Annotated in this window: 11 protein-coding genes; 6 read left to right on the top strand and 5 right to left on the bottom strand. The window is 71.3% G+C overall.

The window, feature by feature from the left end; translation table 11 throughout:
* Nucleotides 1-2 precede the first annotated feature (2 nt).
* The 5 genes from Q6347_RS09395 to Q6347_RS09375 form a co-directional block, all read right to left on the bottom strand.
* Nucleotides 3-1,757 (bottom strand): ABC transporter ATP-binding protein, encoded by a 1,755-nt coding sequence (locus Q6347_RS09395; RefSeq protein WP_304603450.1) that lies wholly within the window; start codon nucleotides 1,755-1,757, stop codon nucleotides 3-5.
* A complete protein-coding gene (locus Q6347_RS09390; protein WP_304603449.1) occupies nucleotides 1,757-2,665 on the bottom strand; it encodes an ABC transporter permease in 909 nt (302 codons plus the stop codon). Before Q6347_RS09390 ends, Q6347_RS09395 begins: the two co-directional genes overlap by 1 nt.
* Nucleotides 2,666-2,710: 45 nt before the next feature.
* The gene (locus Q6347_RS09385; RefSeq protein WP_304603448.1) at nucleotides 2,711-4,228 is read right to left on the bottom strand and encodes an ABC transporter permease; all 1,518 of its coding nucleotides are present in this window, start codon (nucleotides 4,226-4,228) and stop codon (nucleotides 2,711-2,713) included.
* A gap of 95 nt (nucleotides 4,229-4,323) precedes the next feature.
* The gene (locus Q6347_RS09380) at nucleotides 4,324-6,165 is read right to left on the bottom strand and encodes an ABC transporter substrate-binding protein (protein ID WP_304603447.1); all 1,842 of its coding nucleotides are present in this window, start codon (nucleotides 6,163-6,165) and stop codon (nucleotides 4,324-4,326) included.
* 432 nt (nucleotides 6,166-6,597) lie between these two features.
* Nucleotides 6,598-7,122, bottom strand: a complete 525-nt coding sequence (locus tag Q6347_RS09375) for a TetR/AcrR family transcriptional regulator (protein ID WP_304607207.1) — start codon at nucleotides 7,120-7,122, stop codon at nucleotides 6,598-6,600.
* A gap of 76 nt (nucleotides 7,123-7,198) precedes the next feature.
* Between Q6347_RS09375 and Q6347_RS09370 the strand changes: the two genes are divergently transcribed.
* The 6 genes from Q6347_RS09370 to Q6347_RS09345 all read left to right on the top strand — a co-directional run bounded on the left by Q6347_RS09370 (nucleotide 7,199) and on the right by Q6347_RS09345 (nucleotide 14,037).
* Nucleotides 7,199-7,906 (top strand): MBL fold metallo-hydrolase, encoded by a 708-nt coding sequence (locus Q6347_RS09370; protein WP_304603445.1) that lies wholly within the window; start codon nucleotides 7,199-7,201, stop codon nucleotides 7,904-7,906.
* Nucleotides 7,907-8,027: 121 nt separating this feature from the next.
* On the top strand, nucleotides 8,028-9,827 hold the full coding sequence (locus tag Q6347_RS09365; protein ID WP_304603444.1) for a sodium:proton antiporter: 1,800 nt from the start codon (nucleotides 8,028-8,030) through the stop codon (nucleotides 9,825-9,827).
* A gap of 74 nt (nucleotides 9,828-9,901) precedes the next feature.
* A complete protein-coding gene (locus Q6347_RS09360) occupies nucleotides 9,902-11,206 on the top strand; it encodes an MFS transporter (RefSeq protein WP_304603443.1) in 1,305 nt (434 codons plus the stop codon).
* Nucleotides 11,199-11,855, top strand: a complete 657-nt coding sequence (locus Q6347_RS09355) for a metalloregulator ArsR/SmtB family transcription factor (RefSeq protein WP_304603442.1) — start codon at nucleotides 11,199-11,201, stop codon at nucleotides 11,853-11,855. Before Q6347_RS09360 ends, Q6347_RS09355 begins: the two co-directional genes overlap by 8 nt.
* Before the next feature lie 9 nt (nucleotides 11,856-11,864).
* Nucleotides 11,865-12,545 carry an SDR family oxidoreductase gene (locus Q6347_RS09350; RefSeq protein WP_304603441.1) on the top strand — a complete coding sequence of 227 codons (681 nt, stop codon included), beginning with the start codon at nucleotides 11,865-11,867 and terminating at the stop codon, nucleotides 12,543-12,545.
* Nucleotides 12,546-12,606: 61 nt separating this feature from the next.
* Nucleotides 12,607-14,037: a serine hydrolase gene (locus Q6347_RS09345; RefSeq protein ID WP_304607206.1), complete on the top strand. Its 1,431-nt coding sequence runs from the start codon at nucleotides 12,607-12,609 to the stop codon at nucleotides 14,035-14,037.
* The last annotated feature ends 1 nt before the right edge of the window (nucleotide 14,038 follow it).

Below are 14,038 nucleotides of genomic sequence, written 5' to 3'. Positions count from 1 at the left end.
GGTCAGGCCTGGTCGCGCAGCCGGATCTCGGCGACCTCGTCGCCGAACTCGGCCAGCAGCCGGTGCCTGTCCTCCCGGCGCTGCCGCTGCTCGTCCGGGTCCGGCACCGGGGCCGCGGCGAGCAGCCGCTTGGTGTACTCCTCGCGCGGTGAGCGCAGCACCTCGTCCCGGGTGCCCTTCTCCACGATGCGTCCCTCCTGCATCACGACCACCTGGTGGGCCAGGAGGTCGATGACGGCCAGGTCGTGGCTGACGAAGAGGCAGGCGAACCCGAACTCGCGCTGCAGCGAGAGGAACATCTCCAGCACCGACGCCTGCACCGACACGTCCAGCGCCGACGTCGGCTCGTCCGCGACCATCAGCTCCGGTTCGAGCGTGAGGGCGCGAGCGATGCTGACGCGCTGGCGCTGCCCGCCGGACAGCTCGTGCGGGTACCGGTTGTAGTACGACCGCGGCAGCTCGACGGCGTCGAGCAGCTCCATGACCCGCTTCTCGCGCGAGGCGGGGTCACCGATCTTGTGCACGGCGAGCGGCTCGTTGATGGCCTCACCCACGGGGAAGCGGGGGTTGATCGAGGCCGCCGGGTCCTGGAACACGACGCCGATGCGACGGCGCAGGTCCTTGAGCTCCTTCTTGCGCAGCGCGCCGAAGTCCTCGCCGAGGATGCGCACGGAACCGGACCGCGCGGGGATGAGCCCGAGAGCACACTTGGCGATCGTGGACTTGCCCGACCCGGACTCGCCCACGAGACCGACGATCTCCCCCGCGCCGACGGTGAACGAGACGTCGTCGACGGCCCGGAACGGCGGCTTGCCGAGCCGGTGGTACTCGATGACGAGCTGGTCGAGCTCGAGGGCCGGCGTGCTCCCGCCGGCGTCCTCGGTGTCCGCGGAGCGGACCACCGCCTCGTCGTCCTGCCCCTTGCCCTCGCCGAGGTGCGGCACGGCCTTGAGCAGACGCTTGGTGTAGTCGTGCTGCGGGTCGGTCAGCACCTGGTGGGCGCTGCCGGTCTCGACGATGTCGCCCTTGTACATCACGGCGACGCGGTCGGCCATGTCGGCCACCACGCCCATGTTGTGGGTGATGAGCAGGATGCCCGTGTCGAGCTTGTCCTTCAGCGACCGCAGCAGGTCGAGGATGTCGGCCTGCACGGTGACGTCGAGCGCGGTGGTCGGCTCGTCGGCGATGATCACCTTCGGGTCGCAGGAGATCGCCATCGCGATGACGACACGCTGCCGCTGCCCGCCCGAGAGCTCGTGCGGGTACTGCTTGAGGCGACGCTGCGGTTCGGGGATGCCGACCATGTCGAGCAGCTCGGCCGCTCGGGCCATCGCCTGCTTGCCGAACGCGATGCCGTGCAGCTGCAGCGCCTCGGTGAGCTGGTCACCGATCGTCAGCACCGGGTTCAGCGCCGTCATCGGCTCCTGGAACACCATGGCGATGTCGTTGCCGCGCATCTTGCGCAGACCCGCCGGGTCCAGGTCGCCGACCACCTGGTCGCCGACCTGGACACGTCCGGAGACCCGGGCGTTGCCCGGCAGCAGACCGAGCGCCGTCGTCGACGTCACGGACTTGCCGGACCCGGACTCACCGACGAGCGCCACGACCTCGCCGGGGTGCACCTCGAGGGAGATGCCCTTGACGGCGTGGACGTCGCCGAACTCGGTGCCGAAGGTGACCTCGAGGTCGGTGAAGGACAGCACGGCTTCGCCGGGGATGGTGGCGTCCGGTGCGGAGGAGAGGTCGAGGGTGGTCATCAGGCCTTGGTCCTGTTCTGGCGGGGGTCGAACGCGTCGCGCAGACCGTCGCCGATGAAGTTCACGCTCAGGGCGATGGCGAGGATCATCAGTCCCGGCCACCAGAAGAGCCACGGGCGCGTCGTGAACGCCGTCTGGTACTCGGAGATGAGCAGACCCAGCGACGTGTCCGGTGCCTGCACGCCGTACCCGAGGAAGCTGAGCGCCGACTCGAGCAGGATCGCTGCCGAGATCGTCAGCGTCGCCGAGACGATGATCGTCCCGATGGCGTTGGGCAGGATGTGCTTGAAGATCGTCCGGCTGCTGCTCGTGCCGACGGCGTAGGCCGCCACGACGAACTCACGCTCCCGCAGGGAGAGCACCTCGCCGCGCACGAGCCGGGCGAGCCCGGTCCACGTGACGATGCCGAGCATGAGCGTCAACCCCCAGATGCCCCAGGAGCTGGCCATCTTGCCGAGCACGGCGGCGAGCACCAGCAGCGGGATGACGAGCAGCAGGTCGGTCATGCGCATGAGCACCGACTCGATCCACCCCCGGAAGTACCCGGCCAGCGCGCCGACGAGCGTCCCGATGACGGTCGAGATGAGCCCCACCCCGAAGGCGATGATCAGCGACTTCTGGGTGCCCAGCATGACGAGCGAGAAGTAGTCCTTGCCGCCCGTGTCCTGACCGAAGGGGTGCGTCCACGTCGGGGAGCCGTCGTCGATCTTCGGGTACTGCAGCTCGGGCACCTTGTCCCACCAGCCCGGGATGGGCCCGATACCGATGGACGTGAAGGCGACGAGGATCACGAGCGCCATGACCACCATCGAGATGATGGCGCCCTTGTGGCGGAAGAACCGCATCCGCACGAGCTGGCCCTGGCTGTAGGACTTCTCCTCGGCCGGCGGATTCTGGAGTTCAGTCATGGTGCGCTCCGCAGGTGTGGTGCGTACGGGGTCCGGTCATGGGTCTCACCGCCGGATCCGTGGGTCGAGGTAGGCGTAGGCGATGTCGGCGAGCATGTTCATCAGCACCGCCGCGGTGCCCGTCACCAGGAAGAACGCCATCACCGGGTCGGGGTCGACCCGGTTCAGCCCCTCCTGGAACATCGCACCCATGCCCCGCCAGCCGAAGACGCGCTCGGTGATGATCGCACCGCCGATGAGGCCCGCGAAGTCGAAGGCCACGATGGTGGTGATCGGGATCAGCGCGTTGCGGAAGGCGTGCTTGGTGATGACCGCCCGCTCGGACAGGCCCTTGGACCGGGCCGTGCGCACGTAGTCCTGGTTCATGACCTCGAGCATCGAGGACCGCGTGTACCGGGAGTACGAGGCGACCGAGACCAGGGTCAGCACGATCGTGGGCAGGATGAGCTGCAGGCCCGAGTCGAGCACGGACTCCCAGAAGTCGCCGGTGAAGTTCGGCGTCTGGGACCCGATCGTCGAGATCGGCCGCGACTTGAGCTGCAGGAACCCGGCCCAGTGCGCCACCAGGATGTCGAAGACGATCACACCGGAGGTGATGATCCCGGTGACCGCGGAGATGAACATCGCCTGCTTGCGGGCGTAACCACCCCACGCGGCGCCGATCCCGATCGACACCGCGATCGCCAGCACGAAGAGCCCGATGAGCTGCGGCCAGGTCGGTTCGAGCAGGATCCCGCTGAAGAGCAGGTAGCTCAGCGTCCCGACGACGGCCGTCGTCAGGGCCGCGTAGAGCACCCGGCGGTTGCCGAGCCCGGCGATGATGGCCGTCACCAGGACGGCTGCGCCCAGCGAGGTCAGCAGCACCATCCCGAGACCGAAGAACGGGGCGCGGTACCAGTTCAGGACGTTGAGCACGTAGAGCAGGACCGCGACGAAGGTGAAGGTGGCCGCGCCGGTGTAGATCCGACGTCGCCACGGCCCGCCGAGGACGGCGGGGATGATCAGCCCGGCGAACAGGGCGAAGCCGAGGATCATCGGTGGTTCCATGTCGCCGCTGGCGATCCAGTCGTTGAAGCGGATCGCGCCGTACTCCTTGAGGAGCACCGCCGCCCAGAAGACGGGCAGCGAGAAGAAGAGGAAGGCGAGGAAGGTGACGGTGTAGTCGAACCCGGCGTACTGCCGGATCGCCGAGACGATGCCCGCGGCGATGCCGACGACGATCGCCAGCAGCGTGGCGAGCGTGACGAGCCGCAGCGTCGAACCGGCGGCCTGCGCGGTGAGGTCGAGGACGTTGGCGCCGTTGACTGTCGTCCCGAGGTCGCAGCTGCCGGTGAAGCAGCCACCCACGCCGGACAGCCACTCGAGGTACCGCTCGTACCAGGGCTGGTCGAGCCCCATCTGCGCGGTGCGCAGGGCCATGAGGCTGTCTCGGTTCTCGGCGTTGGACTCGCGCAGATCTGCCAGGGGGTCACCCGAGTTGATCGTGAGCACGAAGATGAGCAGCGAGGCCGCCCACAGCACGAGGAACGAGATCCCCAGGCGTCGAAGGATGAACTTGAGCACGTTGTGCCCCTTTACGGTCAAGGCAGGCGTGTGGGGGCAGGGAGGTCTTCCCTGCCCCCACACGTTGCCTGTCAGGCGGTCAGGACGTCAGGACGTCAGGAGGCGCGAGACCACTGCTCGGCGTTCCAGACGATCCCGTCCTGGGCCGCGGTGAAGCGGACGTTCTCCAGGTCGGCCGAGTGCGCGACGACACCCGGGTGAGCGAACAGCGGGATACCGAACAGCGAGTCCCACAGCTCCTTCTCGATCACCTTGGTCTGCTCCAGGTGGACCGACTCGTCGACCGTGGAGGCCAGGGTCTCCCAGGCCTCGTCGACCGTCTCGTTCGAGTAGCCGCTGAAGTTCTGCGGGCGACCCGTGGCGTAGATGTTCTGGCCGGAGGCGATCTGGCCGGAACCGGCCCAGGCGAACAGGGCGATCTCCCAGTCACCGGTCTCCAGCGCACCACCGGCGGCGAAGAACTCCGGGTCACCGGCGTCGACGATGTTGAAGCCCACCTGGTCGCACGACGACTTGATGGCGGCGACCTCGTCGGCACGACGCGGGTTCGGCGCGGAGTAACCGATGCGGATCTCGGTGCCCTCCTCGAGACCGGCCTCCTCGAACTTCTCGGTGGCCATCTCCAGGTCGACCTCGTCGTAACGGCCGTCGTAGGACTCGGCGGTGACCTCGTCGTACTTCTCGGTCTGGTACGGGAAGACCTCGCGGGCGTTCATGACGACCGCGTTCTCGTCGATCGGCTTGATCAGGTCGTCGACGATCTTCTGACGCGGCACGCAGTAGGCGAACGCCTCACGGGCGGCCAGGTTGTCGGCGAACACCGAGCTGTCGCCGAAGTTGTAGTCCAGGTGCTCCCAGATCAGGGTCTGACCGGTGAGGACCTCGACGGACGAGCCGATCTGCTCGAGCTGCGGGATCGTGTCGACGGTGGCCTGCGGCTCGATGACGTCGAGGTCACCGTTCTGCAGCGCCTGCACGTGGGTGTCCGCGGCGGCGAAGCGGAACGTGAGCTCCTTCGTCGCGGGCGGCGTGCCCCAGTAGTTCTCGTTGGCCGTCAGGGTGATGGACTGACCGGCGATCCAGCCGTCCTCCTTGAGCATGTACGGACCCGAGACCGGGACCGTCTCCGGGTCGGGCAGCTCGCCCGGGGTCGAGGACAGCCAGCCGGTGTTCCAGAACTCGGCCGCCGGCTTGAGGACCGACATGTCGACCTCTTCGATGGCCGTGACGAGCTCCTCGAGGCTGACGCCGGCCTGGTCGGCCACGATGTGGGCCGGGAAGGCGCCCGAGACGTTCAGCTGCCAGTCGGCGTAGACGCGCTCGTAGTCGTACTGGAACGACTTGGCGTCCGGCGAGTCCGCCTGCGGGCCCTCGGGGACGTAGTCACCCAGGGTCAGGCCGGAGACGTGGTTGAACAGCGGCTCCTCCGAGGCGTCCTCGGTGACCGCGCCGTCGGCGGTGATCGCCTGGGTGGCCCAGTCGAGCAGGTAGTCGGCGTAGGTGATCGGGGTGCCGTCGGACCACACCGCGTCGTCCGCGAGGGTGTACTCCACCTGCAGCGGGTCCTCGGAGATGGCCTCGAACGTGCCGTACTCCTCGTCCTGGCAGATGGTGCCGTCGACGCCGAAGTACATGAAGCCGCCCATCATGCGGTCATTCACGACGGAGTTGTACGTCGAGTAGGTGTCCGGCAGCAGGCCGTTGTAGCCCGCCCACTGGACCTCGCCGGCGGAGTACTGGATCTCGCCGTCCGCGGACTCGGTGACACCGGTGTCGACCTTGCAGGGGTCGCTGATCTCTTCGGTGTCGGCGGACTCCTCCGCCATCGACTCCTCGGTCTCCGGCTGGTCGTCCGCTGCCGGGCTGGAGCAGGCCGACAGCAGGAGTGCGCCGGTGGCGACGGCCGCGACGGCCGCGCTTGCACGCCTGATCTTCACTGGGTTCCTCCTCATGGGAAGGGCCCCCCGCCTGGCGTGACCGACCGCTCGAGTTGCGAGTGGCCAACCTCACCGCCGGAGGGTCCGTGGTGTTCGCCACACCGTACCCAGCGATCCGCAGCCGAAAATGCCACTTTCCGGAATTGGAGGTGATCGTTATGGATCTGAGACTGCCAAGAATCACGGGCGACGAACGCGGCGGTTGCGCCGAAACCGCGAAGAAACACCGTTCAGATTCCATCACATATTCGTCCTATTTCCATGTTATGGAATGGCGATGATGGAGGGAATTGCGCCTGTCGAGCCGTTTTGACAGCGACGCCTTTCCGTGACCATACGGCCGATCCGCCGTCCTCGCCGGACGAGTCCCGCTGACCGGACGCCGGCGTCCGGTGCGGGGTGGCGAGGGCGCCGACCCCGAGCCGGGCGAGGTCAGGCCCGCAGTCCGGCCACGAGGTGGCGCAGGCCGTAGTCGAAGGCCTGGTCGATGTCCCCACCCATCCGGAACGCTCCGGCGAGCTCCATGTGCAGGAACCCGGTCGCCCACGCGGTGAACAGCCGGGCCGCGTCGAGCGCGTGATCCTCACCGACGACGAGGGCGCACGCGTCCACGACGGGCCCCGCTGCGCGCCGCAGGACCTCCTGCGGGGCCGAGACGGCGAAGATCAGCCGGAACGCCTCGGGCCGTTCATGGGCGAAGGCGCGGTAGGCGACGGCGAGAGCCTCGAGCTCGGGTGCCGCCGCCTCGAGGCACCGGCCGAGCTCCTCGACGGACGCCCGGCTCACCGCGGCGACCAACGCCTCCCGGTCGTGGAACCGCTTGTACAGCGAGGGGGCACGGACACCGACACGCGTGGCGACGGCCTGCATGGTGAGCCCCGCCGGCCCGGCGGCCTCGAGGACCTCCTGCGCGGCAGCGACGACCTGCGCGTTCGTCGTGCGTCGGGGTGTCGGCACGTCCGCCCTCCTTTGGCTATTGACGTTAGCCATCATGGCTACGTACCGTAGCCATGTCAACCGAGAGAGGTCCGCCATGAAGATCGCACCGCACCTGCACCGCCTGGGCAACGACATCGTCGCCTCGTACCTCGTCGACCTGCCGGAGGGGATCACGCTCGTGGACGCCGGGCTGCCCGGTCACTGGCGCGACCTGCACCGCGAGCTGGACGCGATCGGCCGCCCGCTCTCCGACGTCCGCGGCGTCGTGCTCACGCACGGGGACTCCGACCACATCGGCTTCGCCGAACGTCTGCGCCGCGAGGCCGGGGTCCCGGTCCTGGTCCACGACGCCGACGCGCACCGGGTGCGCACCGGGGAGAAGCCGAAGGTCCCGATGGGCCCCGCACGGTTCGGCCCGATGGTCGGCTTCCTGGCCTACAGCCTGTCCAAGAACGGGCTGCGGACCCGGTACGTGCAGGACGTCGTGACGGTCACCGACGGCGAGACGCTCGACCTGCCGGGCCGCCCGGTCGTCGTCGGGCTGCCCGGGCACTCCCCCGGCAGCATCGCCGTGCACGTGCCGGCCGTGGACGCCGTGTTCGTCGGCGACGCCCTCACGACCCGTCACGTGCTCACCGGGCGCGAGGGCGCGCAGCCCGCCCCCTTCACGGACGACCCGGCAGCGGCCCTGGCCTCCCTCGACCGGCTCGCCGACCTCAGCGCCTCGTGGGTCCTGCCCGGGCACGGCACCCCCTTCCACGGGTCCCCCGGCGACATCGCCGCCGCCGTGCGCGCCGCCTGACCCGGTTCCGCACGGCCCGGCCACCGCGACCGACCGGGAACCCGTCCCCGTGCGCCCGGGCGCGGGCGGCGGTTCACTGAGTACGGCGGCGTCTGCCGGCGCGGCCCGGGAGGGATCCGTCGTGGACGACGTGGACGTGTTCGTGAACGTGGGTACCGTGGTCGCCCTCGGCGTCGGCGCCCAGTGGCTGGCGCGCACCCTGCACGCCCCCGCCATCGTGCTGCTGCTGTTCGCGGGCATCCTCGCCGGTCCGGTCACCGGCCTCGTGGACCCGCCGGCCCTCTTCGGCGACAGCCTCGACCCGCTGATCACCCTCGCGGTCGGGCTGCTCCTCTTCGACGCCGGGTTCTCGCTCCGCTTCGCCGACATCGGTCAGAGCCGTACGGTCGTCCTGCGGCTGGTCACCGTCGGGCTGGTCGTCACCTGGGCAGTCGGCGCCGCGGCGTCCTACCTCGTGTTCGGGCTCGCACCGGGCGTCGCGGTGCTCCTCGGGGCCGTCCTCGTGGTCTCGGGACCGACCGTCGTCGGACCGATCCTGGCGCAAGCACGTCCGTCGTCCGCACTCAGCAAGCTGCTGACCTGGGAAGGGACGCTCCTCGACCCGATCGGTGCGGCCCTCGGCGTCGCTGTGCTGACCGTCGTCACCTCGGGAGCCGTCCTCGAGGGGGCCGGCCAGCTCCTCGCCACGGCCGGCCTCGGCATCGCCGTCGGTCTCGCCGGTGCCATGGTGCTCGTGGCCTCCCTGCGGTACTTCCTCGTGCCCGACGACCTGCAGGTCCCGGTGGCGTTCATGATGGCGGTCGCCGTCTTCGTCGTGGCCACCTCGCTGCTTCCCGAGGCGGGACTGTTCGCCACCCTGACGACAGGGCTGGTCCTCGCCAACCAGCGGTGGGCCTTCGTCTCCCGGGTCCGCTCCTTCGGGGAGACCGTCGGAACCCTCGTCATCGGCGTGTTGTTCATCGTGCTCGCTGCGCAGATCCAGCTCGACGACCTGCGTGCGGTCCTCGTCCCCTCGCTCGTCCTGCTCGGCGTGCTGGTGCTCGCGGCCCGTCCGCTGGCCACGCTCCTCAGCACGGTGCGCACCTCGCTGACCCGGGCCGAGCGCGGCTTCGTGGCCTCCGTGGCGCCCCGGGGCGTCGTCGCGGCGTCCACCGTGTCGGCCTACGCGATCTCCCTGTCGGCCGCAGGGCTCGATCCGGGACCGGTCGTGCCCGTCACCTTCGCGGTCATCATCGGGGCCGGCATCGTGTACGGGTTCGGTTCACCGGTCGTGGCGCGTCTGCTCGGCGTCAGTCGCCGGGTCCCGGGCGGCGTGGCGTTCTTCGGCCCCGAGGCCGTCGCACGCCCGTTGGCGACGCGCCTCGCCGAGGCCGGCGTCCCCGTCGTCGTGGTGACCGGCGACGTCGCGGAGCCTGCCGAGCAGGAGCGCCCGTACGACCTCTTCGCCGAAGGACTCGACGCCGACGAGCTGCCCGTCATGCTCGCGGACGCCGGCATCGGTTCCGCCGTCGTGACCGGCGGCTCGGTCGAGCACAACGCGGTGGCGATGGGACTCGCCGCCGGGGTGCTGGGGTCGAGCCGGGTGCACTACGTGCCCGGCCGCGCCGGGGACACCGTCCAAGGGATCGGCGCCGCGTGGCGGCGGCGCATGCCCGCCCGGCGGCGGGCGTTCGGCACGGACGTCACGCTCGCCACCTTGCGTTCCGTGGGCCACGGCGAGGAGGCGCTGACCTGGCTGCCCGTCGAGGCCGCCACCGCTGGATCGGGCACCGTGGTTCCGCTGTTCGCCGTCGGACCGCAGCACCGCGCGACCGTGGCGACGCCCCGCGCCCTGAGCCGGCTGGAACGCGCCCGGGACCGCGACCGGACGCGACTGCTGTGCCTCGTGCCCTCCACCACGGGAGACGCCGTCGACCGGTAGGACGGGACGACGGTCGTCGGCCCCTGGTACGGTCATTCCATCAATCCATGGAACGATCAGGTGAAGCACGAGGCATGAGCACCCCCACCTCCCCGGCACGGTCAACCCTCCCGATCCGTCTCGGGCTGCGCCAGAACGCGCCGCAGTTCGCCCTGCTCGTCGCGGTCAACGCGCTCGTCGGCGGCATGCTCGGCCAGGAGCGCACCGTCCTGCCCCTGCTCGGGGAGCAGGAGTTCGGGCTGCGCGCCTACACCGCCGGCCTGACGTTCATCGCGGTGTTCGGCCTGTCCAAGGCCGCCGTCAACTACGTCGCGGGCACCTGGGCCGACCGCTGGGGGCGCAAGCCCGTGCTGGTCGCCGGGTGGCTCGTGGCCCTCCCGGTGCCGCTGCTGCTCATCTGGGCACCGACGTGGGGCTGGGTGATCGTCGCGAACGTCCTGCTCGGCGTCAGCCAGGGCCTGACCTGGTCCACCACGGTGGTGATGAAGATCGACCTCGTGGGACCCGCCCGCCGCGGCCTGGCCATGGGGTTCAACGAGGCGGCCGGGTACGCCGCGGTCGCCGTCACCGCGCTGGCCACCGGGTACCTGGCGGAGGCCTACGGGCTGCGCCCCGCACCGTTCCTGCTCGGCATCGCCTTCGCTGCCGTCGGCCTCGGCCTGTCCACGCTGCTCGTGCGCGAGACCCGCGACCACGCCCGCCTCGAGGCGGCCCACCACGTACCGCGACCCGACGGCCGCCACGACCACCTGCACGCGGGACTCACCGACCGCCAGGTCTTCACCCAGACCAGCTTCCGCGAGCGCGCCCTGTCGTCGGCCAGCCAGGCCGGGCTCGTCAACAACCTCAACGACGGGCTCGCCTGGGGCCTCTTCCCGATCCTCTTCGCGGGGGCCGGCCTGTCCGTCGGGCGGATCGGTGTGCTCGCCGCGCTCTACCCCGCCGTGTGGGGCGCCGGCCAGCTCGTCACCGGCGCCCTGTCCGACCGCTGGGGCCGCAAGCCGATGATCGTCGCGGGGATGTGGCTCCAGGCCGGCGCCCTCGCCCTCGTCGCCGTCGCGGACGACTTCACGGCCTGGGCCGTGGCGGCCGTGCTGCTGGGCGCCGGGACCGCCCTGGTCTACCCCACGCTTCTCGCCGCCGTCGGCGACGTCGCCCACCCGGCCTGGCGCGCCCGCGCCGTCGGCGTCTACCGGCTCTGGCGTGACGGAGGCTTCGTCGCCGGGGCGCTGCTGGCCGGTGTCGTCGCCGACCTGCTCGGCGTCCGCGCCGCCGTCTGGACCGTCGCCGCGCTGACCGCCGCGTCCGGCGTCGTCGTCGCGGTGCGCATGTACGAGACCCTGCACCGCCCCGATCCCGCGGAGGAACGTCATGGGTGAGCGCCGCGCCAAGGACGCCCTGTTCACGCAGTTCGCCGCCGTCGGCAAGGCCCTGGGCAACCCCGGGCGCCTGGAGCTCGTCGACCTGCTGGCCCAGGGACCCCGCAGCGTCGAGGACCTCGCCGCGACCGCCGGGCTCGGCACGAGCACGTGCTCCGCGCACCTGCAGACCCTGCGCGAGGCCGGGCTGGTCTCCTCGCGACGTGTTGGCAAGCGCGTCTTCTACGCCCTGGCCGGTGACGACGTGGCCGCGCTGTGGGCCGCACTGCGCCAGGTCGCCCAGGACCGGCGCCCGCAGACCGACGCCGCCCGGCGGACGTACCTGGGCCCGGACGACACCGAGGCCGTCGGCACCGCCGAGCTGCGGCGCCGGCTCGCAGAGACGGACACCGTGCTGCTCGACGTGCGCCCGCGGGCCGAGTTCGACGCGGCGCACCTGCCGGGTGCCCGCAACATCCCGGTCGAGGAGCTGGTCGGGCGGCTGGCCGAGCTGCCCCGGGACGCGGAGATCGTCGCCTGCTGCCGCGGCCGCTACTGCGTCCTGGCCCACGACGCCGCCCGGCTGCTCGTGGAGCAGGGGTTCGAGGCCCGCCGGGCCGTCGACGGAGCGCTCGAGTGGCGGCTGGCCGGACTCCTGGTGGGGACGTAGCCTCCGACGATGGCATCGCACGCACCCCGCCGCGTCCTGGTCACCGACGCCGAGGAGTTCCTCGGGCCGGCCGCCGTCGAGCGGTTCACCGCGGAGGGCGAGGACGTCACCGCGCTGAGCGAGCCCCTGGGTTCGCGCGCCGACCTCGAGGCGGTCGTCGCCGCCGAGGGGCCGTTCGACGTCGTGGTCGCGAACCTCGAGGCCCCGATCACCGTGGCACCCGTGACCGCCTACGACGACGCGGTCGTCGACGAGCTGCACGCCCGCCTGGTGCGGCCGCTGTACTGGATCTTCGCGACCTGCCTGCCGTCGATGCTCGAGGCCGGGCGCGGCTGGATCGTCGTGCCGACGTCGGCCACCGCCCTGCGCACCGCGTCGAACCCGATCGCGGGGTACGAGTCGGCGCGCGCCGCCCAGGCCGCTCTCGTGCGGAGCGTGGCGTGGGAGGTGTCCGGGCGCGGTGTGCGGGTCAACGGCATCGCCCCGAACTTCATCGAGAACCCCTCCTACTTCCCGCCCGAGACGGTGGCCGACCCGGAGTTCCAGGAGGCCGTGCGCCGCGAGGTGCCAGCGCAGCGGCTCGGCGGTGCCGACGAGGCGGCCGCGGCGCTGTGGTGGCTGGCCTCACCGGAGTCGTCGTACGTCATGGGATCGGTGATCGCCACCGATGGCGGGTGGAGCCTCGGCTGACCCCCGCGCGGGGGCGCCCACGCCACGGGCGGGTGCCGACGCCGCTGCCTATCCTGGCGACATGTCGGCAGCCACGGCGATCGACCTCGACGCGGAGGTCGAGGCGATCCGTCACCGCCGGGCGGCGGTCGGGATCGCCGTCGGCCTGGTCGAGGACGGCGTGACGACGCAGGTCGCGACGAGCGGCCTCGCCGACCTGGCCACCGGCTCCCCGGTCTCGGCGGACACCGCCTTCCGGGTCGCGTCGATCACCAAGACCTTCACGGGCGTCGCCGTCCTGCAGCTCGTGGAACGGGGACTCGTCGATCTCGACGCCCCCGCGAACGACTACCTGCGCAGCTTCCGGCTCGCACCGCCGGGACCGGCGCCAATCACCGTGCGGCAGCTCCTGACCCACACCGCCGGGCTCCCCGAGTCGCTGTCCCTGCGTCACGCGGTCCGGCCGGACTTCGGGGAGAGCACCCCGGCCGACGTCCCGGCACCGGCCCTCGGCGACTACTACGGCGGTGTCCTGCACGGTGTGGCCGAGCCCGGCACCCGGTTCTGCTACACGAACCACGGACCGGCGACCCTCGGTCAGATCGTCGAGGACGTCACCGGCTCCCCGCTGGCCGACCACCTCGCGGAGCACGTCTTCGCGCCGTGGGGCATGACCAGCACGGACCTCGACCAGTCCCGGCCCGGGGACCCGCGGCGGGCCACCGGCTACCGCCTGACGGCGCGGGGGCCCCGCCCGGTGCCCGTGACGAACATGGCCACCATCGGCGCGGCAGCCGCCTGGTCGACGCCGGTCGACATGCTGCGGTACGCCGAGGCACTGGTCGGCGGCGGAGCGAACGCGCACGGTCGCGCGCTGGCTCCCGGGACCGTCGCGGAGATGGACGCGCCGCACTACCAGCCGGACCCGCGGATCCCCGGGATGGGCCTCGCGTTCTTCCGCGGGCGCCTGGGCGATCACCCGACCGCCGAGCACCAGGGGATCATCCCCGGTTTCGACTCCGTCCTGGTCCTCGCCCCCGACGCACGGACCGCCGTCTTCCTCGTGGTGACCGGGGCACGGCTGGGCATGTTCTGGGTCCCCGACGAGGCCAACACGCTGCTCCGGCGGGTCCTCGGCGTCCCGCCCGCTGCGGTGCGGACCGACGTCGCCCAGCGCCCCGAGGTCTGGAACCAGGTCTGCGGCACGTACACGCTCCCGGGCGCGCTCGGCGACCTGCGGCTGCGCTCCGTCGTCGGGGCCGGGATCCAGGTGCTCGTCCGCCGGGGCCGGCTCGTGCTGCGCTGCCTCCACCCGGTCCCGTTCCTCTACCGTGGGGTCGAGCTGGCGCCCGACGACCCGGAGGACCCCTTCGCGTTCCGCCTCGACCTGACGCCCGCCGGGCTCTCCCCGATCCGGGTCGTGTTCGCCCCTGATCCCGAGTCCGGGCGGACGGCGATGCACCTCGAGGTCATGCCGCTGACGGCGTACCGACGTGGACGTGCGACGACGTGAA

The sequence above is a fragment of the Isoptericola sp. b408 genome, from assembly GCF_030588085.1.
In the GTDB taxonomy this organism is placed as follows: Bacteria; Actinomycetota; Actinomycetes; order Actinomycetales; family Cellulomonadaceae; genus Isoptericola; species Isoptericola sediminis.
Note: the sequence above shows the minus strand (reverse complement) of the source record. Positions and strands in the feature narration are given on the sequence as shown.

What these genes read in the sequence shown, in the direction of transcription:
- Q6347_RS09395 (WP_304603450.1), bottom strand. Translation starts at nt 1,757, where the DNA reads ATGACCACCCTCGACCTCTCCTCCGCACCGGACGCCACCATCCCCGGC.
- Q6347_RS09390 (WP_304603449.1), bottom strand. Translation starts at nt 2,665, where the DNA reads ATGACTGAACTCCAGAATCCGCCGGCCGAGGAGAAGTCCTACAGCCAG.
- Q6347_RS09370 (WP_304603445.1), top strand. Translation starts at nt 7,199, where the DNA reads ATGAAGATCGCACCGCACCTGCACCGCCTGGGCAACGACATCGTCGCC.
- Q6347_RS09360 (WP_304603443.1), top strand. Translation starts at nt 9,902, where the DNA reads ATGAGCACCCCCACCTCCCCGGCACGGTCAACCCTCCCGATCCGTCTC.
- Q6347_RS09355 (WP_304603442.1), top strand. Translation starts at nt 11,199, where the DNA reads ATGGGTGAGCGCCGCGCCAAGGACGCCCTGTTCACGCAGTTCGCCGCC.
- Q6347_RS09350 (WP_304603441.1), top strand. Translation starts at nt 11,865, where the DNA reads ATGGCATCGCACGCACCCCGCCGCGTCCTGGTCACCGACGCCGAGGAG.
- Q6347_RS09345 (WP_304607206.1), top strand. Translation starts at nt 12,607, where the DNA reads ATGTCGGCAGCCACGGCGATCGACCTCGACGCGGAGGTCGAGGCGATC.